The sequence below is a fragment of the Microbacterium sp. M1A1_1b genome (genome assembly GCF_053345565.1).
Genome location: NZ_JBKFAJ010000001.1, coordinates 235,515 through 255,170, shown reverse-complemented (window position 1 = coordinate 255,170; position 19,656 = coordinate 235,515). Strand labels below are relative to the sequence as shown.

Annotated in this window: 18 protein-coding genes and 1 tRNA gene; 5 read left to right on the top strand and 14 right to left on the bottom strand. The window is 71.8% G+C overall.

What is annotated here, in order from left to right:
• Nucleotides 1-78 precede the first annotated feature (78 nt).
• The 3 genes from mshC to ACLBWP_RS01140 all read right to left on the bottom strand — a co-directional run bounded on the left by mshC (nucleotide 79) and on the right by ACLBWP_RS01140 (nucleotide 3,545).
• The gene (gene mshC / locus ACLBWP_RS01150) at nucleotides 79-1,320 is read right to left on the bottom strand and encodes a cysteine--1-D-myo-inosityl 2-amino-2-deoxy-alpha-D-glucopyranoside ligase (RefSeq protein WP_447653703.1); all 1,242 of its coding nucleotides are present in this window, start codon (nucleotides 1,318-1,320) and stop codon (nucleotides 79-81) included.
• Nucleotides 1,317-2,144: an undecaprenyl-diphosphate phosphatase gene (locus ACLBWP_RS01145; RefSeq protein ID WP_447653702.1), complete on the bottom strand. Its 828-nt coding sequence runs from the start codon at nucleotides 2,142-2,144 to the stop codon at nucleotides 1,317-1,319. The genes mshC and ACLBWP_RS01145 overlap by 4 nt, the downstream gene beginning before the upstream one ends.
• 75 nt (nucleotides 2,145-2,219) lie before the next feature.
• Entirely contained in the window at nucleotides 2,220-3,545 is a 1,326-nt protein-coding gene (locus tag ACLBWP_RS01140) for a M20/M25/M40 family metallo-hydrolase (RefSeq protein ID WP_447653701.1), read from the bottom strand.
• Between the two features lie 147 nt (nucleotides 3,546-3,692).
• Between ACLBWP_RS01140 and ACLBWP_RS01135 the strand changes: the two genes are divergently transcribed.
• Nucleotides 3,693-3,778, top strand: a tRNA-Leu gene (locus ACLBWP_RS01135).
• A 282-nt stretch (nucleotides 3,779-4,060) separates the two neighbouring features.
• Here ACLBWP_RS01135 and ACLBWP_RS01130 read toward each other — a convergent pair.
• The 6 genes from ACLBWP_RS01130 to ACLBWP_RS01105 all read right to left on the bottom strand — a co-directional run bounded on the left by ACLBWP_RS01130 (nucleotide 4,061) and on the right by ACLBWP_RS01105 (nucleotide 11,747).
• Nucleotides 4,061-5,533, bottom strand: a complete 1,473-nt coding sequence (locus tag ACLBWP_RS01130; RefSeq protein WP_447653700.1) for an HD domain-containing protein — start codon at nucleotides 5,531-5,533, stop codon at nucleotides 4,061-4,063.
• A 144-nt stretch (nucleotides 5,534-5,677) separates the two neighbouring features.
• Complete coding sequence (locus ACLBWP_RS01125) at nucleotides 5,678-7,003, bottom strand: NAD(P)/FAD-dependent oxidoreductase (protein WP_447653699.1); 1,326 nt, start codon at nucleotides 7,001-7,003, stop codon at nucleotides 5,678-5,680.
• Nucleotides 7,004-7,073: 70 nt separating this feature from the next.
• Nucleotides 7,074-7,277, bottom strand: coding sequence for a hypothetical protein (locus tag ACLBWP_RS01120; RefSeq protein ID WP_243562115.1), 204 nt, complete (start codon nucleotides 7,275-7,277; stop codon nucleotides 7,074-7,076).
• A gap of 10 nt (nucleotides 7,278-7,287) precedes the next feature.
• Nucleotides 7,288-9,099, bottom strand: coding sequence for a DEAD/DEAH box helicase (locus tag ACLBWP_RS01115; RefSeq protein ID WP_243562138.1), 1,812 nt, complete (start codon nucleotides 9,097-9,099; stop codon nucleotides 7,288-7,290).
• Between the two features lie 143 nt (nucleotides 9,100-9,242).
• Nucleotides 9,243-10,493 (bottom strand): DNA polymerase IV, encoded by a 1,251-nt coding sequence (gene dinB / locus ACLBWP_RS01110; RefSeq protein WP_447653698.1) that lies wholly within the window; start codon nucleotides 10,491-10,493, stop codon nucleotides 9,243-9,245.
• Nucleotides 10,494-10,541: 48 nt separating this feature from the next.
• Nucleotides 10,542-11,747 (bottom strand): acyl-CoA dehydrogenase family protein, encoded by a 1,206-nt coding sequence (locus tag ACLBWP_RS01105; protein ID WP_447653697.1) that lies wholly within the window; start codon nucleotides 11,745-11,747, stop codon nucleotides 10,542-10,544.
• Nucleotides 11,748-11,770: 23 nt separating this feature from the next.
• Here ACLBWP_RS01105 and ACLBWP_RS01100 point away from each other — a divergent pair, with 23 nt between their 5' ends.
• A complete protein-coding gene (locus tag ACLBWP_RS01100; RefSeq protein ID WP_243562112.1) occupies nucleotides 11,771-12,565 on the top strand; it encodes an SGNH/GDSL hydrolase family protein in 795 nt (264 codons plus the stop codon).
• A 12-nt stretch (nucleotides 12,566-12,577) separates the two neighbouring features.
• On the opposite strand, the gene ACLBWP_RS01095 is transcribed toward ACLBWP_RS01100, so the two are convergent.
• Both ACLBWP_RS01095 and ACLBWP_RS01090 read right to left on the bottom strand, forming a co-directional pair.
• Nucleotides 12,578-13,810, bottom strand: a complete 1,233-nt coding sequence (locus ACLBWP_RS01095; protein ID WP_447653696.1) for a D-alanyl-D-alanine carboxypeptidase family protein — start codon at nucleotides 13,808-13,810, stop codon at nucleotides 12,578-12,580.
• 107 nt (nucleotides 13,811-13,917) lie between these two features.
• On the bottom strand, nucleotides 13,918-14,736 hold the full coding sequence (locus tag ACLBWP_RS01090; RefSeq protein WP_447653694.1) for a TrmH family RNA methyltransferase: 819 nt from the start codon (nucleotides 14,734-14,736) through the stop codon (nucleotides 13,918-13,920).
• A gap of 84 nt (nucleotides 14,737-14,820) precedes the next feature.
• Between ACLBWP_RS01090 and ACLBWP_RS01085 the strand changes: the two genes are divergently transcribed.
• On the top strand, nucleotides 14,821-15,675 hold the full coding sequence (locus tag ACLBWP_RS01085; RefSeq protein WP_447653693.1) for a Sir2 family NAD-dependent protein deacetylase: 855 nt from the start codon (nucleotides 14,821-14,823) through the stop codon (nucleotides 15,673-15,675).
• Nucleotides 15,676-15,682: 7 nt separating this feature from the next.
• On the top strand, nucleotides 15,683-16,321 hold the full coding sequence (locus ACLBWP_RS01080; RefSeq protein ID WP_243562108.1) for a histidine phosphatase family protein: 639 nt from the start codon (nucleotides 15,683-15,685) through the stop codon (nucleotides 16,319-16,321).
• Nucleotides 16,322-16,387: 66 nt separating this feature from the next.
• Here ACLBWP_RS01080 and ACLBWP_RS01075 read toward each other — a convergent pair whose 3' ends face one another.
• Nucleotides 16,388-16,603, bottom strand: a complete 216-nt coding sequence (locus ACLBWP_RS01075; RefSeq protein ID WP_243562107.1) for a hypothetical protein — start codon at nucleotides 16,601-16,603, stop codon at nucleotides 16,388-16,390.
• Between the two features lie 235 nt (nucleotides 16,604-16,838).
• Here ACLBWP_RS01075 and ACLBWP_RS01070 point away from each other — a divergent pair, with 235 nt between their 5' ends.
• Nucleotides 16,839-17,597 (top strand): hypothetical protein, encoded by a 759-nt coding sequence (locus ACLBWP_RS01070; protein ID WP_447653692.1) that lies wholly within the window; start codon nucleotides 16,839-16,841, stop codon nucleotides 17,595-17,597.
• A gap of 9 nt (nucleotides 17,598-17,606) precedes the next feature.
• Here ACLBWP_RS01070 and ACLBWP_RS01065 read toward each other — a convergent pair whose 3' ends face one another.
• Entirely contained in the window at nucleotides 17,607-18,674 is a 1,068-nt protein-coding gene (locus ACLBWP_RS01065; RefSeq protein WP_447654243.1) for a glycosyltransferase family 4 protein, read from the bottom strand.
• Between the two features lie 5 nt (nucleotides 18,675-18,679).
• Nucleotides 18,680-19,642, bottom strand: coding sequence for an alpha/beta fold hydrolase (locus ACLBWP_RS01060; RefSeq protein WP_447653691.1), 963 nt, complete (start codon nucleotides 19,640-19,642; stop codon nucleotides 18,680-18,682).
• Nucleotides 19,643-19,656: the final 14 nt, after the last annotated feature.

The window sequence follows — 19,656 nt, the reverse complement described above, 5'->3', positions numbered from 1 at the left end:
CGTTCCGATGGACGCGTGGTGGGCCGGCAGTGCGCGGGGCCGACCGCCGGCCGCCGGCGTCAGCGCCAGCCGACAGCGTCAGCCGATGCGGATGCCGAGCAGGGCGTCGACGGCGTCGACCAGCTCGGGCGTGGACCGCGTGCCACCGGCGACGGCAGTGTCGACGACCGCGACGGCCCCGGGCGTGTCGAGGTCGTCCGCCACGCGAGCCCGCAGGCGCGCGACCACGTCCTCCGCGTCGTCGGCGTGTCCCGCGCCGCCGCCCGCCCAGGCGTCCCAGGTGGCCAGTCGACGAGTCGCGCTCGACAGCTCGGTGTCGAACCACTCCCAGTCGTCCGAGTAGCGGTGCGACAGGAGCGCCAGCCGGATCGCCCGCGGGTCGGCCCCGTCGTCGAGCAGGCCGCGCACGGTCACCAGGTTGCCCAGTGACTTCGAGATCTTCTCGCCCTGGAAGGCGATCATCCCGGTGTGCACGTAGGCGTTCGCGAGCGGCTGGTGCGCCAGGGCTGCGGCGTGCCCGGCGCTCATCTCGTGGTGCGGGAACACCAGATCGCTCCCGCCACCCTGCACGCTGATCGGCAGGCCCAGGCGGTCGCCGGCGATGACGCTGCACTCGATGTGCCACCCGGGTCGGCCCGGTCCGACCGCACCGTCCCAGCTGGGTTCGCCGGCACGGGCAGCGCGCCAGAGCAGCGGGTCGAGCGGATCGCGCTTGCCCGCGCGGTCCGGGTCGCCGCCACGCTCGGCCGACAGGGCGAGCATGGTGTCGCGGTCGAGTCGGCTCTCGTCGCCGAGCGACCAGGACTCGGTCGGACGGTTGACGTCGAAGTACAGGTCGTCGCCCGCGGACTCGGGCGTGGGGACGGGGTACGCATAGCCGGTCTCCTGCAGGAACGCGACGGCCTCGGCGATGCGCTCGACCTCGTCGGTGACGGCCACGTAGTCGTCCGGCGGCAGGATGCGCAGGGCCTCCATGTCGCGGCGGAACAGGTCGATCTGCGACGCGGCGAGGTCCTGCCAGTCGACCCCGTCACGGGCGGCACGCTCGAGCAGCGGGTCGTCGACGTCGGTGGTGTTCTGGGCGTACTCGACGTCGAAGCCGGCGTCGCGCCAGGCCCGGCCGAGCGTGTCGAACGCCAGGTAGGTCGCCGCGTGCCCCAGGTGGGTGGCGTCGTAGGGCGTGATGCCGCAGACGTACAGCGCTGCCCGGTCGTCACCACCGGTCGGGTCGACGGGCCTGCCGAGCGCCGTGTCGTGGACCACGGGACGTGGACCAGAACCCGGGACCTCGGGGACGGACGGGGCCTCCCAGGCCCTCACGGCTGGATCACCTGGAACGACAACAACACGATGAGCACGATACCGAGTGCGATCCGGTAGTACACGAAGGGCATGAAGCTGCGCTTGCTGATGTAGTTCATGAACGCCGCGATCACGACGAACCCGACGCCGAACGCGACGACCGTGGCGATGACCGTGTCGACGACGCCGAACGGGGCGCCGGTGTCACCGAGACTCGTGGCGGCTTCGTACAGCCCGGACAGGAACACCGCCGGCACGGCGAGCAGGAAGGCGAACCGAGCGGCGGCCTCGCGGGTGTACCCGAGTGCCAGTCCCATCGACACCGTGGCGCCGGACCGCGAGACCCCGGGCACCAGCGCCAGGACCTGTGCGAGCCCGATCAGGATCCCGCCACCGAAGGTCATGTGCTCGATCCGCCGTTCCTTGCGCCCGACGCGGTCGAGCACGCCGAGCACGACACCGAAGACGATGAGCACGATCGCGACGATCCACAGCGACCGGAACGTGGTCTCGATGGTGTGCTGCAGCAGGAGACCGACGACGCCGATCGGGATCGTGCCCAGGATCACCAGCCAACCGAGTCGGGCGTCGGGGTCGTTCCGCGGGACCCTGCCGGTCAACGAGCCGAACCACCGTCCGACGATGCGGACGATGTCGCTCCAGAAGTAGATCAGGACCGCGGTCTCGGTGCCGAGCTGCGTCACGGCGGTGAAGGCCGCACCGGGGTCCTGCGCGTCCGGCAGGAACAGACCGACGATGCGCAGGTGCGCACTGGAGGACACGGGCAGGAACTCGGTCAGTCCCTGCACGAAGCCGAGGAAGATCGCCTCGAGGATGTGCACTGGCGCGGCCTTTCGGTCGTTCGGTGGTCGGTCGTGTGCGACTGCGGAGTGGACCGAGCGCGACCGCTCAGTCTGTCAGTACGAACCGAACAGGTCCCCGAGCACGCGCCGACCGAACGCGAGTGCGTCGAGCGGCACCCGCTCGTCGACACCGTGGAACATGGCCGGGAAGTCGATGTCGGCGGGCAGCTGCAGCGGCACGAAGCCGTAGCCGGCGATGCCGAGCGTCGACAGCGCCTTGTTGTCGGTGCCGCCGGAGAGCAGGTAGGGCAGCACCGGCGCGCCCGGGTCATGGCGCCCCAGCACGTCGCGGACGGCATCGACCAGGGGGCCGCCGAAGTCCTGCTCGAGCCCGATGTCGCGGAACGACGTGACGACCTGCACGTCGTCGCCGGCGAGCTCGCGCACGCGGGCCAGCACCGTCTCTTCGTCACCTGGCAGGCACCGGACGTCGATCAGGGCCTCGGCTGCGTCCGGGATGACGTTGTGCTTGTACCCGGCCTGCAGCACGGTGGGGTTCGACGTGGTGTGCAGCGCCGCGTGGATGAACCGCGACGCCGAGCCGGTGGCCAGGGCGACCTCGTCCGGTCCGGTGACCTCGGGGTCGACGCCGAGGAACCGGGCGACCTCGGACACCATCGCCTCGGTCGTGGCGGAGAGCCGGACGGGCCACTCCTCGCTGCCGATCCGGGCGACGGCGGCCGCGAGCTTGGTCACCGCGTTGTCGCGGATGACGTGCGAGCCGTGCGCCGCGGTGCCGGTCGCGACGAGCTTCAGCCACATCAGGGCCTTCTCGCCGGTCTGCAGCAGGTAGGCACGCCGGTCGCCGAGGGTGATGGAGTAGCCGCCGACCTCGCTGATGGCGGCTGTCGCGCCGGCGAAGACCTCGGGGTGGTGCTCGACGACGTGGTGCGAGCCGAGGACTCCCCCGGCTTCCTCGTCCGCGAAGTACGCGATCACCAGGTCACGCTCGGGTGCGCCCTGCGCCGCGATGACGTCGCCGAGCGCGGTCAGCATCATCGCGTCCATGTTCTTCATGTCGACGGCACCGCGGCCCCACAGCATGCCGTCCTTGACCACGCCACCGAAGGGGTCGACGCTCCAGTTCGCCGGGTCGGCGGGGACGACGTCAAGGTGCCCGTGGACCACCAGCGCCGGCTTGTCGGCGCTGCGCCCGCGGACTCGCGCGACGACACTGACCCGGCCCGGCTCGGACTCGAACACCTGCGGCGTGAGCCCCAGGTCCTGCAGCGCCGCTTCGACGTAGTGTGCAGCCTCGGTCTCACCCGCCGACTTGCCGTTGCCCCAGTTGCTCGTGTCGATCCGGATCAGGTCACGAGCGATCGCGGCGGTGGCCTCGAGCTCGGTGTCGGTCGTCGCCGAGTGCGCATCCGTCGTCATGCCGCCACGCTACCGGGGACCCGTGACGCCGGACGCGCCCGGGATGGCCGAACGTGTTCAACGCCTGTTCAGACCCGTGCTAATGTCTTCTCCGGCAGCAACGCCGGGGCAACCCCGGATCAGCGGCTCGACAACAGAACAACATCTGTCCGGATGGCGGAATTGGTAGACGCGCTAGCTTGAGGTGCTAGTGCCCGTATTAGGGCGTGGGGGTTCAAGTCCCCCTTCGGACACGCAGTGTTGAGACACGCGGCGAACGGCTCACCTTCGGGTGAGCCGTTCGTTTTTGTGCGCCCGGATCCGATCTGCGGGCGCAGCGCCCACACACGCGACATCCCCGACGTCGTACGACATCGACGTTGTCGCGCCGCTGGCACGCCGCCGCCCACGCGACAGCTCCGACGTCGTACGACATCGACGTTGTCGCACCAGCGCAAGCGGCACGACGCCACCACGGAACGGACGGGAGGCCCGGTGCCAGCTGGCACCGGGCCTCCCGTCCGGAACCCGGCCCGTCACAGCACGTCGGACCTGGCGAGGCGATCGGCCAGCCACCGTCGCGCACCGGCCTCGTCGTCGAAGACTCCGTCGTCCTGCGCGTCGGCGGCGTCGGTGAGCACGGCACGGAAGACCGGACCGGGACGCAGCCCGGCGTCGACGAGGTCGCGGCCCGTCAAGAGCCGCGACGGACGCCCACTGGCGACGTCCCTCCGCATGACGTCGATCCAGGCTGCCGCCGGACTGCCCGTCGACGCGCTCCCCCGGCCTCGTGTGTCGGCGTCGCACACACGCGCCCACTGCTCCGCCACGGCGAGCGAACCTCCGAGCCGACGGAGGAGGCGGCGCGCTGCCGACACGGACGGCGCACCGCTGGCGGTCGAGTGGACGACCATGTGCTCGCGGACGAGCAGCGCGATCCGTTCGGTCGTCGACCGGGGCGCGCCGACACGACCCAGGAGCGCCCGGGCTGCAACGGCACCGGACCGCTCGTGGCCGATGCTCCGGATGCGGGTGGTCCCACCTTGGTGCACCAACTGGGTGCCTCGGCCGGCCTTGCCGACGTCGTGCAGGATCGCCGCGAGCACGACCACGACGCGGTCCTCGCCGGTCATCCCGTCCTCGGTGCACGCACGAGCGGCGGCGTCCCCGGCGAGACCGAGGTGGATGTGGACGGCGCCCTCCGGGTGCCAGCGGGGATCCTGCGGGACATCCCGTACCGCCGCCAGCTCCGGGAAGTGACGTTCCCAGTCAGTGCGGTGCAGCACGTCCAGTGCGAGCGTGATGTGGTCACCGGATGCCAAACGGCGGATCTCCGGCCAGACACGGTCGGTCACGACCTCGTCGAACCGGTCGGACAGGGACCGGGCGACCGCGATCGTGTCCGGGTGCACGGTGAGCGCGAATCGGGCGACGAGCTGCACGGCGCGCAGGACCCGGAGCGGGTCCTCACCGAAGCGGTCCGACGTGTGACGGAGGATCCCTGCAGCGGCGTCGTCGATTCCGCCGAATGCGTCGAGGAGCACGTCCGCGGCGGGATCCCACGCGACCGCGTCGAGCGTGAAGTCCCGCCGCGACGCAGCCTGCCGGAACCCGGCGTCCTGGTCGGGCTGCCATGGTGCGACGGCGACGTCGAGATGGGTGTCGTCGATCACCACACGGAGCACCTCGAACCGGGCGCCGGCCGTCACCACCGATGCGCCAGTGGACCGCAACAGTGCGACGACCGCGTCGAGCCCGACCCCGGTGTGCAGCTCGATGTCGACGTCGGACGGGGCTTCGGGCACGAGGTGTCCGGCCGCACGGAGCAGCGCGTCGCGGACCAGACCGCCGACCACGAGCGGCCGTCCGACGGTTCGGAGGGCAGCGAGTGCTCGTCCGGCACCCGGGGTGCCTTCGACGACTCGTCGGACGTCCGCGGTGTCAGAGCACCGGTGCACGCGGTCGTGGCGGGCCCGTCCGCATCGAGGACAGATCGAGTGGGTGGTCACGAGGTGGCTCCTCCGGGGACCTCGTCACGCACGGTTGCCGAGGGAGTCAGTCTGCCGCACCGAGCGGCGGAAGACCACCACGGAACGGACGGGAGGCCCGGTGCCAGCTGGCACCGGGCCTCCCGTCGGATCTGGGGTCGCGCCCTACTTCGTCGCGTCGACGAAGGAGCGGCGCGGGTCGGTTTCCTTGATCAGCGAGGTCGCGTCGCGGCCGGAGACCGCGCCGGTGACCCAGCCGATGATGATGCGTGCCTTGCGGTTCAGCGTGGGCATCGCGTACACGTGGTACGCGCGGTGGGCCATCCACGCCAGCAGGTTCGTCATCTTGATGCCCTTGATGTTGGCGGCACCCTTGCCGACACCGTACGACGCGACGGTGCCGATCGAGGGGTGGCGGTACTCGGTGAGCGGCGACCCGGTGATCGTCGCGACCACGTTGTCCGCGGCGACGACGGCCTGGCGCACGGCGTTCTGCGCGTTCGGCGGGTAGTACGCCGGCTGCTTGTCGGCGGTCAGGTCGGGGACCTGCGCGACGTCACCCAGACCCCAGACGCCGGGGACGACCTCGTGGGTGTCCTCGGCCTCGACCTGCAGCTTCGCATTGGCAGCGAGGTGCCCCTTCGGGCCGCGCGGCAGGTCGGACGCGTCGAGCAGCGGGTTCGGCTTGACGCCGGCCGTCCACACGAGCAGGCCGGTCGCGAACTCGTCGCCGTCGGACAGCTTGACGACGCCGCCCTCGCAGCTCGGCATCGTGGTCTTGAGGCGGACGTCGATGCCACGTGCGCGCAGGGACTCGAGCGTCCACTTGGACAGCTCGGGGCCGACTTCGGGTGCGACACGGTCGAGCGCGTCGATGAGCACCCAGCGGGGCTGCTCGCCAGCGAGCGACGGGTAGGTCTTGATGGCGGCCTGCGACACGTCGAACAGCTCGCCGATCGCCTCGACGCCGGTGTAGCCGCCGCCGATGAAGATGCTGGTGAGCAGACGACGACGCTCGTCCTCGTCACGCGTGGCAGCGGCCTTGGCGATGTTGTCGAGGAGCTTCGCGCGGACGTACGCCGCCTCTTCGACGGTCTTGAAGCCGACGCCGACCTCGTCGAGGCCCGGGGTCGGGAAGGTGCGCGTGACCGAGCCGAGCGCGACGACGAGCTGGTCGTACCCGAGGGTGCGGTCGTCGCCGCCGGCCGTGGCGATCGAGACGGTCTTGTCCTTCGACGAGATCCCGGTCACCTTGCCCTGGATGACGCGCGTCTTCCGGAGCGCACGACGGAGCTCGACGGTGACGTCCTTGGGGTTGATGTGGCCACCGGCCACCTCGGGCAGGAACGGCAGGTACGTGTAGTACGTGTTCTGGTCGACCAGGGTGATGCGCATCGGCACCGTCGCGGCGTGCTTCTGCAGCTGCTTGACGGTCGAGTAGCCGGCGGAGCCGCCACCGAGGACGAGGACGTGAGGGATCGAATCTGCCATGAGTCCGGTCTACTCGATCGAGGCTCGCAACGTCATGATCGCCGCGCACATTGCCCAGAACGGCGGAAGATCAACGACGTGTGTCGCGCAACCGCCACCAGGCGGTCTCCGCCAGGTCGAGGCCCGTGAAGACGCCGTGTGCGGTCCGCCGGGACTCGACCAGGCTGAAGCGGCGCAGGCGGTACCCGCCGCCGAAGCGGTCGATGATCGCCTCGGGCGAGGCATCCTCGGTCCGCTTGACCAGCCAGGTTCGGTCGTCGACACCGACGATCACGGCGCCACCGTCACCGACGGCCGCCGATCCGGGAGCGCAGGATGTCGATCCGCTTCTGGATCTGCTCGATGCTGGCCTGGGCGACGGCCGGTCCCCCGCTGATGCGGCGGAGTTCGGCGTGGATCGCGCCGTGCGGTTCGTTGGAGTGTCGCGACCAGATCGACACGAGGCGCTGCAGCTCGGACCGCTGCTCCTTGATGGTCAGGTACATCGGCCGGTCCGGCTCGGGCGCCTGCGACGCGGGCATGCCGTCCTTGACGGTCCGGCCCTTGGATCGCTTGGCCTGGGTCGCCTGGCGGGCGCGGAGCAGATCCCGCACCTGGTCGGGTTCGAGCAGCCCGGGGATGCCGATGAAGTCGAGTTCTTCGAGGGAACCGATCTCACCGCCGGTGCCGAACTCGCCGCCGTCGTAGAGCACCCGGTCGAACGAGGCCTGCGAGTCGAGGGCTTCGAAGGGCTGCACGTCGAGCAGGCTGTCGGAGGCACGGTCTTCCTTGTTGGCCTCGGCGACCATCGCGTCCTCGGGGTTGTACAACCCGTCGTCGGCGTCCTTCGGGCGGTCGAGGGCGTGGTCGCGTTCGAGTTCGAGGGTGGCGGCGAGGGCCATCAGCCCGGGCACGCTCGGCAGGAACACCGAAGCGGTCTCACCGCGGCGGCGGGCGCGGACGAAGCGGCCGATGACCTGGGCGAAGAACAGCGGTGTGCTGGCGCTGGTGGCGTACACGCCGACGCACAGCCGTGGGACGTCGACGCCTTCCGACACCATGCGCACGGCGACCATCCAGCGCGAGGTGTCCGCGGCGAACGCGCCGATGCGGCTGGACCCGGCGGCCTCGTCGGACAGGACGACCGTGGGGCGCTCGCCCGTGATCTGCTGCAGGATGCGGGCGTAGGCGCGCGCCGTCGTGGTGTCGGTCGCGATCACCAGGCCACCGGCGTCCGGCACGCCGCGGCGGACCTCGGTCAGGCGCTTGTCGGCTGCAGAGAGCACCGCCGGCATCCACTCGCCCTCGGGCGAGAGTGCCGTGCGCCAGGCCTGCGCCGTGATGTCCTTGGTGACCTGTTCGCCGAGGGACGCCGACATCTCGTCGCCCATCCGGGTCTTCCAGCGCATCTGCCCGGCGTACGCCATGAACAGCACGGGGCGGACGACACCGTCGGCCAGGGCGCGGCCGTAGCCGTAGTTGTAGTCGGAGACCGACGTCCGGATGCCCTGCTCGTCGGGCGCGTACTGCACGAACGGGATCGGTGCCGTGTCCGAGCGGAACGGGGTGCCGGACAGCGAGAGCCGTCGGGTGGCACCGCCGAAGGCCTGGCGGATGCCGTCGCCCCACGTCAGGGCGTCGCCGCCGTGGTGGACCTCGTCCAGCACGACCAGCGTGCGACCGCCCTCGGTGATGCGCTTGTGCACCTCGGGGTTCATGCCGACCTGGGCGTAGGTGATCGCGACACCCTGGTAGTGGCGGCCGAACATGCCGTCACCGTTCTTGAACATCGGGTCGATGCGGATGTTGACGCGGTCGGCAGCGTCCGCCCACTGGCGCTTGAGGTGCTCGGTCGGGGCGACCACGACGATGCGGTCGACCGTGCCACGCGCCAGGAGTTCGGTCGCCAGGCGGAGTGCGAACGTCGTCTTGCCGGCACCGGGTGTCGCCGCGGCCAGGAAGTCGCGCGGCTCGGTCTCGAAGTACTTGGTCAGTGCCTCGACCTGCCAGGCGCGGAGCTTCGAGGCCGTGCCCCAGGCCGCTCGGTCGGGGAACGCCGGCGACAGGTGCTCGGCTGCGGCGTTGCCGGCGATCTCGGCGAGTTCCGCCGGTGCCAGGTCGAGTTGGGACGCGTGCTCGGTGGTGTCGACGAAGCCACCCCGGCGACCGGTGGTGTCGACCGACCCAGCCGCTGCCGTGTCGGCTGCGGCGGGCTGCTGGTGTTCGTACTCCGCTGCGCTCACTGCAGCAGATTCTACCGTCACCCGATGTCCTGTCGGGCGTGCGGCGGGCGCTGCTCGGGCGTGCCGCGCACCAGCGATGCGGGCCGCAGCACGCCCGCGCCGAAGCGGGCGGTGACCGCGTCGACCGTGGTCTCCGTGTCACGCCACGGCGCGTCGTCGTCCCACAGCGCGTTGCTGGCCGCCGTCGGCACGAGGTTCTCGCCCCGGACGCCGATCAGCCGGATGCGGTTGCCCGGACGGTGCAGCACGTCGTACAGCTCGACGGCTTCGCGGTGGATCCGCCGGGCGACGTCGGTCGGCTCGGCCAGGGTGCGCGACCGGGTGAGGGTGGCGAAGTCGGTGTACCGGACCTTGAGGGCGACCGTGCGCGCCTGGACCTCGGCGCGGCGCATCCGCACGGCGACCTTCTCGGCCAGTCGCAGGAGCTCGCGTGCGACGCCGTCGCGGTCGGTCAGGTCGGTGCCGAAGGTGACCTCGTGCCCGATCGACTTCTCGCCGACGGCGGTGTCGACCACGCGTGGGTCACGGCCCCAGGACAGGTCGTGCAGGCGCTGCCCACCGGCCGGCCCGATCGCGTGCACGAGCGAGTCGAGCGGGGTCGTGGCGAGGTCGCCCACGGTGCGGATGCCCCGACGTTCGAGCACTTCTTGCGTCTTGCCACCGACGCCCCACAGCGCGGACACCGGCTGCGGGTGCAGGAACGCCACGGTGTCGGCCGCGGGCACGACGAGCAGTCCCGCCGGCTTCGCCCGGCTGGAGGCGAGCTTCGCGACGAACTTCGTCGATGCGGCGCCGACCGAGCAGTGCAGTCCGGTCTCGGCGAACACGGCGGCCCGGATGGCGGTGCCGATCTCCCACGGGGTGCCGTAGAGCCGGACGGCGCCGGCGACGTCGAGGAACGCCTCGTCGATGCCGAGGCGCTCGACGCGCGGGGTGAACCGGTCGAACACGCCCATCACCGCTCGGGACTTGGCCTGGTACTTCTCGAAGTGCGGCTCGACGATCACGGCGTTCGGGCACCGCCGTTTGGCCACGGCCATCGGCATCGCGGAGTTGATGCCGTACCGGCGGGCTTCGTACGTGGCGGCGGTGACGACCGAGCGGTCCGAGTCGTGCCCGACGATCACCGGCAGGCCGACCAGGTCGGGGCGGTCGAGCAGCTCGACGGACGCGAAGAAGGCGTCCATGTCGACGTGCAGCACCGTTGCAGTGACGTCGGCGACCGGGTGGTCGGAGACGAGCCGGTTGCTGCCGTCCTGCTTGCTCACGAAGCGTCCCCGTCCTGCACGCTCACGAAGCGTCCCCGTCCTGCTTGCTCACGGGGCGATGCTGCCAGCGACCACCGACACCGGCCCGAGCACGTCGTTCGCGATCGTCCGCGCCGCCGAGTCCCGCGTCGACGGGTGGTACTGCCCGGCCCGGACGTCCCGCGCCAGCCGGGCCAGCTCGCCAGCCGCACGGAACGCACCGCCCCCGACGACGCGCATGGCCTCGTCCACCACGTGCTGCGCGGTGTCGACCGTGCGGGCCTTCGTCCCGACCAGCAGCGGGAACCAGCGCCGACCGTGGTCCTCGAGCTCGTCGACGTCGCGGGCGAGCGCATCGACCTGCAACGCCACGGCGTCGACCGCGCCCCGAATGTCCGCGACGGCACGACGCACGTCCGGGTCGTCGCTCCGCGGCACGCCGTCCATCGAGCGCCGCTGCCGGACGGCCTGCACCGTCAGGTCGATCGCCCGCGTGGCGATCCCGACGTACACCGACGCCACCAACAGCTCGAACGCCGCGAACACCCCGAACACGAGCGGGTCGGCGGACGGCCCGACGGGCAGTGACCGCACGATCCGCTCGGCCGGCACGTGCACGCCCTCGAGCAGGGTCGTGCGACTCTGCGTCGCCCGCATCCCGAGCACGTCCCAGTCGTCCAGGTGCCGGACGCCGCCGTCCGAGCGCAGCGCGAACCCGTGCACCAGCCGCGGTTCCGGGCCCGAGGTGTCCTTGCCGAACACGCTCAGCACGTCCCACGCGGGCGCCAGTGACGTCGACACCTTGGTGCCGGTGAACCGGAACCCGCCCTGCCCGTCCGGCTCCGCCGTCGTGGTCGAGTCGAAGAGGACGCGGTCGTTGCCGGGTTCGCTGACCCCGAAGGCCAGCAGCCGGTCCGCCGCGGCGTGGTCCGTGACGGACTGGAGGAACGTCTCGCCGCGCGCGGACACGCTGCGGGCCGCCTGCACCCAGGTCTGGTGCATCCCGAGCGCGAGCGCCGTCGCCGGCGCGGCCTGGGCGAGCGTGCGCTGCACCGCGGCGGTGGCCCGCAGCCCGAGCCCGCTGCCGCCGTCGGCGATCGGGACGCCGATCCGCAGGTACCCCGCCGCGCGGAGTTCGTCGAGGTCCTCGACCGGGAACGCGTTGTCGGCGTCGTACCGGGGCGCCCGCTCGGCGATCCGCGCGAGCAGGTCCTCGGGGAGGGTCCAGGGGCGACGCTTCGTGCTCGTCGCGGTCGCGGAGTTGGCCTGGGTCATGGCACGAGACTACGTTCGGCAGGGTGTCAGATCGTCATCCGTGGTCCAGGTACGTCGCGATCGGTGACTCGTTCACCGAGGGGCTCGGGGACCCCGACCCCACCGCACCGGGCGGGAACCGCGGGTGGGCCGACCGGGTCGCGGCGTTCCTGGCGAGCCGGACCGACGACTTCTCGTACGCCAACCTGGCCGTCCGCGGTCGGCTGCTGCAGCAGATCATCGACGAGCAGGTCGCGGACGCGCTCGCGCTCCACCCTGACCTGATCACGGTGTCCGCCGGCGGGAACGACATCATCCGCCCCGGCTCCGACCCGGACGAGGTGGCCGCTCGCTTCGACCGGATGATGGCCGACCTGCGTCGCGACGGCGCCGACGTCGTGCTGTTCACCGGCCCGGACGTCGGCATGACCCCGGTGCTCGGGATGGTGCGCGGCAAGGCGGCGATCTACAACGAGCACCTGCACGCCATCGCGCTGAAGCACGGCGCGATGGTCGCCGACATGTGGGCGATCCGCGGCCTGCGGGACCCGAGGATGTGGGCTCCGGACCGGTTGCACCACTCCCCCGTGGGCCACGCCACGATCGCCGCGGCCGTGCTGGACACGCTCGGCGTCGACCACGAACTCGCCCCGTCGACGCCGGAGCCCCTGGCGCCCCGACCCTGGCGCGAAGCCCGTGCCGAGGACCTCGGCTGGGCGCGGGAGTACCTGGTTCCCTGGGTTGTCCGGCGGATCAAGCACACCTCGTCCGGCGACGGCATCACCGCCAAGCGTCCGGAGCTCGAACGGATCAGCGCGCCGGTCCACGAGGGGCCGTAGCTCGGGGCGTGTTCAGGCGCCCTGGAACGGGTTCGTCCAGCGCCACCAGATGCCCGGGTCCGGGATCGCCTGCTCGAGCACCAGCGGCACCGACACCGGTGCGTGGTCGGTGATCGTGAAGCGGACCCGTCCGACCTTCTCGCCCTTCGTCCCGAGCGTCACCGAGTCGAGTTGCGCCTTCGCCCGCACGGTGGTCGCGCCCCAGACCAGGACCTCGGACGCCGTCGCGCTGACCGCGTCGGTCTCGTCCTTCCAGGGGGTGGAGAACGTGCCGAAGGACTGCCCCGCGTGCGTCAGCGTGACGACGTGGAAGTTGTCGGCGACCGAGTGCAGCAGGCGCTGGACGTCGGCATCGAGCGCGTCGTGGTCCACCCCGCCGAGCATCGCCCCGATCACGGTGACCGTCCGCCCGCCGCGCTCGTAGGTCGCCGCGAACAGCAGGCACGCGCCGGCTTCGTCGAGGGTCCCGGTCTTGATGCCCTCGACCCCGTCCATGCCGAGCAGTTTGTTCGAGTTCTGGATGTCCCCGACGTTCGGCACCGTCACGCTCTTGGTGCCCACCACGTCCTTCACGACGGGGTTCGCGAGTGCCAGCTGACCGAGGTCGACCAGATCCGTCGCCGTCGACGTGTTGCCGGCATCCAGGCCGGTCGGTTCGTGGATCGTGGTGTCGTCGAGCCCGTGCGCGGTCAGCCACGTCGACGCTTCCTTCTGGTAGGCGTCGATCGACCCGAAGGCCCAGATCGCGAGCGAGCCGGCGTAGTTGTTCGCCGACTTCATGAGCATGACCTGCAGCGTCTGGTACTCCGACAGCCGCAGGCCCGCCGGCATCGGGGCGACCTCGCCGTTCTGTGCCAGGTACGTGGCGTACAGCCCCTGCATCTCCGGGGTGAACGTGATCGTCGGCCCCGCCTGGCCCCTCGACAGGGGCTTGGCGTCGAGCACCACGAGCGCCGTGACGACCTTGGAGATGCTCGCGATGGACCGCGGCTTCGTGTCGCCACTGGTCCGCAGGCTCTCGGGGAAGTCGGGCGCCTCGACCGCGGTGGCACCGTACGACGGGAACGACAGCGACGGCAGCGTCGCCGTGGGAGCCGCGTAGGCGGTGGTGCTGGCGCTCGCCGGCGCGAACGGCACGAGCGCAGCGGCGACCAGGTACCCGACCGCCAGCAGCAGGACCGCGACGACCGCGATGGTCACCGGCCGGCGGACGGCGGAGCGGGGGCGGCGGACGACTCGTGACACGACAACCGAGCGTACCGGGGGGTGGTACCGGTGATCTGGGGAACCGCCGGGCTGTGGATAAGCCAGCCAGGGCCTCCAGGCCGTGGACGGGACGGTACGGGAGCGCTCTACGTCCGCGCGCGCTGGGCGGCGGCGACCGCCCACAGCCCGACGGCGCTCGCCGCGGCCACGTTGAGCGAGTCGACCCCGTGGTGCATCGGGATCCGGACCGTCGTGTCCGCGGCGGCGACGGCCGCCGGCGTCAGGCCCTGCCCCTCCGTGCCCATCACCAACGCGACCTTGCCGGGGACGTCGGCGACGAAGGCGTCCAGGTCGACCGAGCGGTCCGTCAGCGCCATCGCGGCCAGGTGGAACCCCGCGGCGCGGAGTTCCTCGCCCGCTGCCGGCCAGTCCCCGATGCGGGTCCACGGGATCTGCAGCACCGTGCCCATGCTGACCCGGACACTCCGTCGGTACAGCGGGTCGGCGCAGCGCGGGCTGACCAGGACCGCGTCCGCTCCCAGTCCCGCGACGCTGCGGAAGACGGCCCCGACGTTCGTGTGGTCGACGATGTCCTCGAGCACCACCACGAGCCGCGCGTCGCGGAGCACCTCGGCGACGCTCGGCAGCGCCGGACGCTCCATCGACGCGATCGCGCCACGGTGCATCCGGAAACCGGTGAGCTCCTCGAGCAGCGCGTCGGGACCGACGAACACGGGGCCGTCGTGGTCGGCGACCAGCGGCAGCACGTCGTCGAGCCACTTCTCCTGCACCAGGACGCTGCGCGGGACGTGACCGGCACGGAGCGCGCGCTCGATCACGGTGCTCGACTCGGCGATGTACAGGCCGCCCTCGGGTTCGGTGACCCGCCGCAGCGCGACGTCGGTGAGTCGCTGGAAGTCGTCGAGACGGGGGTCGTCGAGGGTGTCGATGCGGACGGTGTGCACGGTCGGCTCGGTTCCTGGTCGGGCCCCGCCGGATGGTGCGGGAAGGGGCGGGGACGGTCGGCTGTTGAGGGTACCGTGGACGTGATGGCGACGAGCGACGCGACGAGCGGTGCGACCGAGACGGCTGACGACCTCGACCGGGTCGCCGACCTGCTGGCGGGCAAGCGCATCGCCGTGCTCTCCGGAGCCGGACTCAGCACCGACTCCGGCATCCCCGACTACCGGGGCGAAGGCCGCGTCGTCCGCAAGCCGATGACGTTCCAGGAGTTCCGCTCCGACCCCGCCAAGCGGCAGCGCTACTGGGCCGGATCGCACCTGGGCTACCGGACCTTCGCGGCTGCCTCGCCGAACGCCGGACACCGGGTGCTCGCCGACCTCGAACGCGCGGGCATCGTCACCGGGGTCATCACGCAGAACGTCGACGGGCTGCACCTGCGGGCCGGCTCGCGTCGCGTGGTCGAGATCCACGGCTCGACCGACCGGGCACTGTGCCTGACGTGCGGGCAGGTGTTCGCGCGGTCCGACCTCGCCACGACCCTCGACGCGCTGAACCCGTGGATCGACGAACCCGGCTCGGTCGTGCTGCAGCCCGACGGCGACGTCGAGATCACCGAGGTCGAGCGGTTCGTGGTGCCCGACTGCACGGTGTGCGGCGGTGTGCTCAAGCCCGACGTGGTGTTCTTCGGCGAGTTCGTCCCCACCGAGAAGTTCGCCGAGTCGGTGTCGATCGTGGCCGATGCCGACGCACTGCTGGTGGTGGGGTCCTCGCTCACCGTCAACTCGGGCGTGCGGCTGGTCGACCACGCTGCCCGCCGCAAGCACCCCGTCGTGATCGTGAACCGCGGTGCCACGCGCAGCGACCGGCGGGCCGCCGTCAAGATCGACGCCGGCACCACCGAGACCCTGCAGGCGCTGGCCGCTCGGCTCGTTCTGCCATGATCGACGCGTGACGACCCACCTGTACCTCGTCCGGCACGGCGAGACCGACTGGAACAAGCAGCGCCGCATCCAGGGCTCGACGGACATCCCGCTCAACGACACCGGGCGCGCGCAGGCCGCCGAGACGGCGACCCTGCTGACCCGGCGGTCGTTCGACGCGGTCGTGGCCTCGCCGTTGGCGCGGGCTGCCGAGACCGGGTCGATCATCGCCGCCCGGCTGGGACTGCCCGAGCCGGACACGTACCCAGGGCTCGCCGAGCGCTCGTACGGTGACGCCGAGGGCCTGACTGACGACGAGGTCCTGGCGCGGTACCCGGACGACGTCATCCCCGGGCGGGAGTCCCGCACCGACCTGCTGGCACGCGTCACCGAGACGCTCGGCGAGATCGCGGTGCGGTTCGACGGCGGGGTCGTCGTCGTGGCGACCCACGGCGCCGTCATCCGCAGCGTCGTCAACGCGGCAGCCCCCGGCACCGCCGACCGCACCCGCACGCCGATCCGCAACGGCTCGGTGCACTCGTTCCGCTGGGACCCGGAGCGCTTCCACGCCGAACTGGTCGAGTTCGACGACCCGATCGAGGATGTCTCCGACGCCCCGGGGAAGTACGCGTTCGACTACCAGAACCCGCTCGAGCGCCGCAGCTGACGCGCTGACCGGGCCGACGGTGCTGACCGGGCTGACCGGGCTGACCGGGCTGACCGCGCTGGTGGGTCAGGACGGTCCGCCGGGGAACCCCGTGCCGCCGTCCGGCCGCGAACCCTGCGCCCGGGCCGTGCGGGCGGCGTGCCCGTCCTCGGTGGTCCGTGGGGCGAGCGGGTCGTCGAGGTGTCGGAGCCGCTTCGCCCGACGTGATGCCGACAGCGCCACCGCCAGGGCGACCACGATGACGAGCACGAACACGATCGCGATGGTCGACCACACCAGCATGACGAACCCCCTCTTCCCACGGGCGACCTGACGACGCCGAGCGCAACTGCACGCCACGGGCACCCCGATGACGCCACGGGCAGCCTATCGATGCCCGTCCGCGACGGCAGCGAGGGTGCCCGAGGTCGTTGCCGGATCGTTGTCGCGAGCAGCGGGACCGGCGGTGCCCAGCGGACTACGATCCTGTGGACCGGCATCCAGGACCCCGAACCGGATGCCGCGCCGAGGGGGCGTGATGAGCACAGACGGACCCGGTGGGCAGGACGACCGCCGCGACTGGCGCACCCACGAGGACGAGGACGACGACCTGGGGCGCGCCTTCGGCCCCGACACCGCATCCGTACCGGTCCGCACGACCCCGCAGCGCGTCCGCTCCTGGTCGCTGCTGCTGGCCGGGGTCGTGGTGGTCGGCATCGTCATCGTCGTGGCGCTCGGCATGATCGTGGGCAGCGTGCAGAACGGCGTCGGTGGGGTGTTCCCCCGCCCGCAGGCGGCGCTCGACCGGTTCGTCACCCAGGCTCGCTCCATCGAGTACGTCACCGCGGCCACCGGCGACGACCCGACGAAGACCTCGTTCGCCAGCTACGACGTCACGGCCAGGGTCAGCGCGGACGCGACCATCGGTCCGGATGCGAAGACCCTGCTCTTCGACCAGCTCAGTGCGGCGGCCGGGGCGACGACCGGCAACGGCGTCACCGTCTGGGCCGTCGTCGACCTCGGTACCGCCGACGTCGGTGTGTCGCCCTCGCGCGAACGCACCGAGCAACGTCTGGCCGTCGCACGCACCCTGGCGAGCACCGCGGGCGTCCAGCAGGTCAGCTGCGTGTGGGCGGCGCACGACGCCGGGCGATCCGACGACCCCGCCGACCAGCGGGTCACGGTCGCGACCGCTCCGACCGGCGTCGACGTCGAAGCCGTCCGGACGCAGGTCACCGACGCGGTGCACCGCGTGTTCCCCGCAGCCACCATCGAGGTCAGCGCGGCGAAGGGCTGAGCAACCGCGTCAGCGCGTCCGGTGCTCGACCGCGCGCTCGACGGCCTGCAGCACCCGCTCGGCCGAGTCGGCCCAACGGAACCGGGCCGCCTGCTGTACCGACGCCGCCGAGGCGGACGCCCACCGGGCCTCCAGGCGGCGCACCGCGGCAGCCACCGCCGACGGCGACGACGGGTCGAAGTACTCGGCGACGTCCCCGCCGATCTCGCGGAAGATCGGGACGTCGCTGACGGCCACCGGCGTGCCCACGCCCATCGACTCGACCAGGGGGATGCCGAAGCCCTCGTCGTACGACGCGGTCACCAGGGCCGTCGCCGACCGCAGCGTGTCGAGGTACTCCTGATCCGACGCGCCGTCGTGGAACACGATCGCGCCCGGCGCCAGTGCGTCCAGGCGCGCCCGGTCGGCGTCCGACACGCGCGACATGCAGTGCAGCCGCCAGTCCGCTCCGAGCAGCGGCAGGGCCGCCGCGAGCGTCTCGACGTTCTTGTACGGCATGAACGACCCCATGTACACGAGCGACCGCTCGCGGGGACCGTCGGGCGCGCGCACCGGGGCCGGGTCGGCAGCGTTGTACGCCACGGTGACCGGTCGCCTGGTCAGCCGGTGCTGGGCGATCAGCCCCGCCGTCGTCTCGGAGACCGTGACGACGCCGTCCGCGCCGTCGAGCAGCAGCCGCTGCGGCCACCACGACAGGTGGAACGCCCGCCACCCCAGCCGGATCGGCCACGAGAACTCCCGTGGGGGCGTGCGGTTGCGGTAGTAGATCAGGTCGTGGAGCGTCAGCACGAGCGCGTACCGACGACCGCGCGATCCCATCGTCTGCATCGGTGAGAACACCGCGTCCAGCCCCAGCCGGTTGACGTGCCGTGCCACCAGGGGCTCCCCCGGCGCGGTCGGCGACGGCAGCAGCTCCCACGGCAGGTGCGCGGGCAGGGACTCCAGCTGCCGTTCGTCGTCGACCAGCAGCACCACGTCGTGCCGGTCCGGCAGGTGCGCCACGACCCCGGCGGTGAACCGGCTGATGCCGTCGTGGCGGCCGATCCGCACGTACCGGCAGTCGATCCCGATCCGCAGGCGGGTCACGATCCCTCGCCCTGGCTCGGCTTCGTCCTGGAGGCCCGGCCCGGCTTGGCAGCGCGCGGTGCCTTCCGCACGGGGTCGGCCATCCGGCGCAGGGTCGCCTCGGCGGCGGCGGCGGGCGTCTCGTAGTGCACCAGGTGCCCGACGTCCGGCACGACGACGAGCTCGGCATCGTGCAGCCGGGCCGCCAACGCCCGCTGTTCCGGCAGCGCGGTGATGTCGTCGCGCTCGGCCGCGATCAGCAGAACTGGGACGCGGATCCGGTCGGCGTACTCGGAGACGTCGTGGGTGACCGACGTGCGGAAGGCCTCGAGCACGCTCGTGCGGTTCGCGAACGCCGAGAAGTACCGGTCGTGCTGGTCGTGCACCCAGCGGCGCATCGCCGGGTCGTGCGACTTGAGCATCGCGACGCTCATCGCCCGCACGATCCCCCGGTTCCGCAGGATCCCCAGGCCGACGGGCCGCGGCAGTGCGGCACCGGCGCGGTAGTAGGCGATCGCGATGCCAGTGCCGACCGCGCGTGGGCCCTGCAGCGCGGGTGCCGCGATGGGGTTCACCAGGACGAGCAGCCGTGTGTCCAGCCCGGCGGCGACGGCGGCCGCGGTGACGATCGAGCCGAACGAGTGCCCGAGCACCACGGCGGTGCGGTCGAGGCCGAGCACCCGGTGGAAGCCCCGGAGCCACCCGACGTAGCCGTCGATGTCGGACACCGCCAGCGGGTCGGACACGCCGAACCCGGGCAGGTCCGGAACGATCACCCGCACACCCGTCAGGTGCGCCGCGATCGACTCGAGCCCGTGGTGGTCACCGCGGAACCCGTGCACGGCCAGGACGGTCTGCGTGGCGTGTCGTGGGCCGTACTCCCAGAAGTGCGTGGTGCGGCCGTCGACCTCGACGGCGCGGTGCACGACGGGTGTCGCGGCCATCAACGACGAGTACGGGGACAGGACCGGCGGTTGCATCGGCGCCAGTCTAC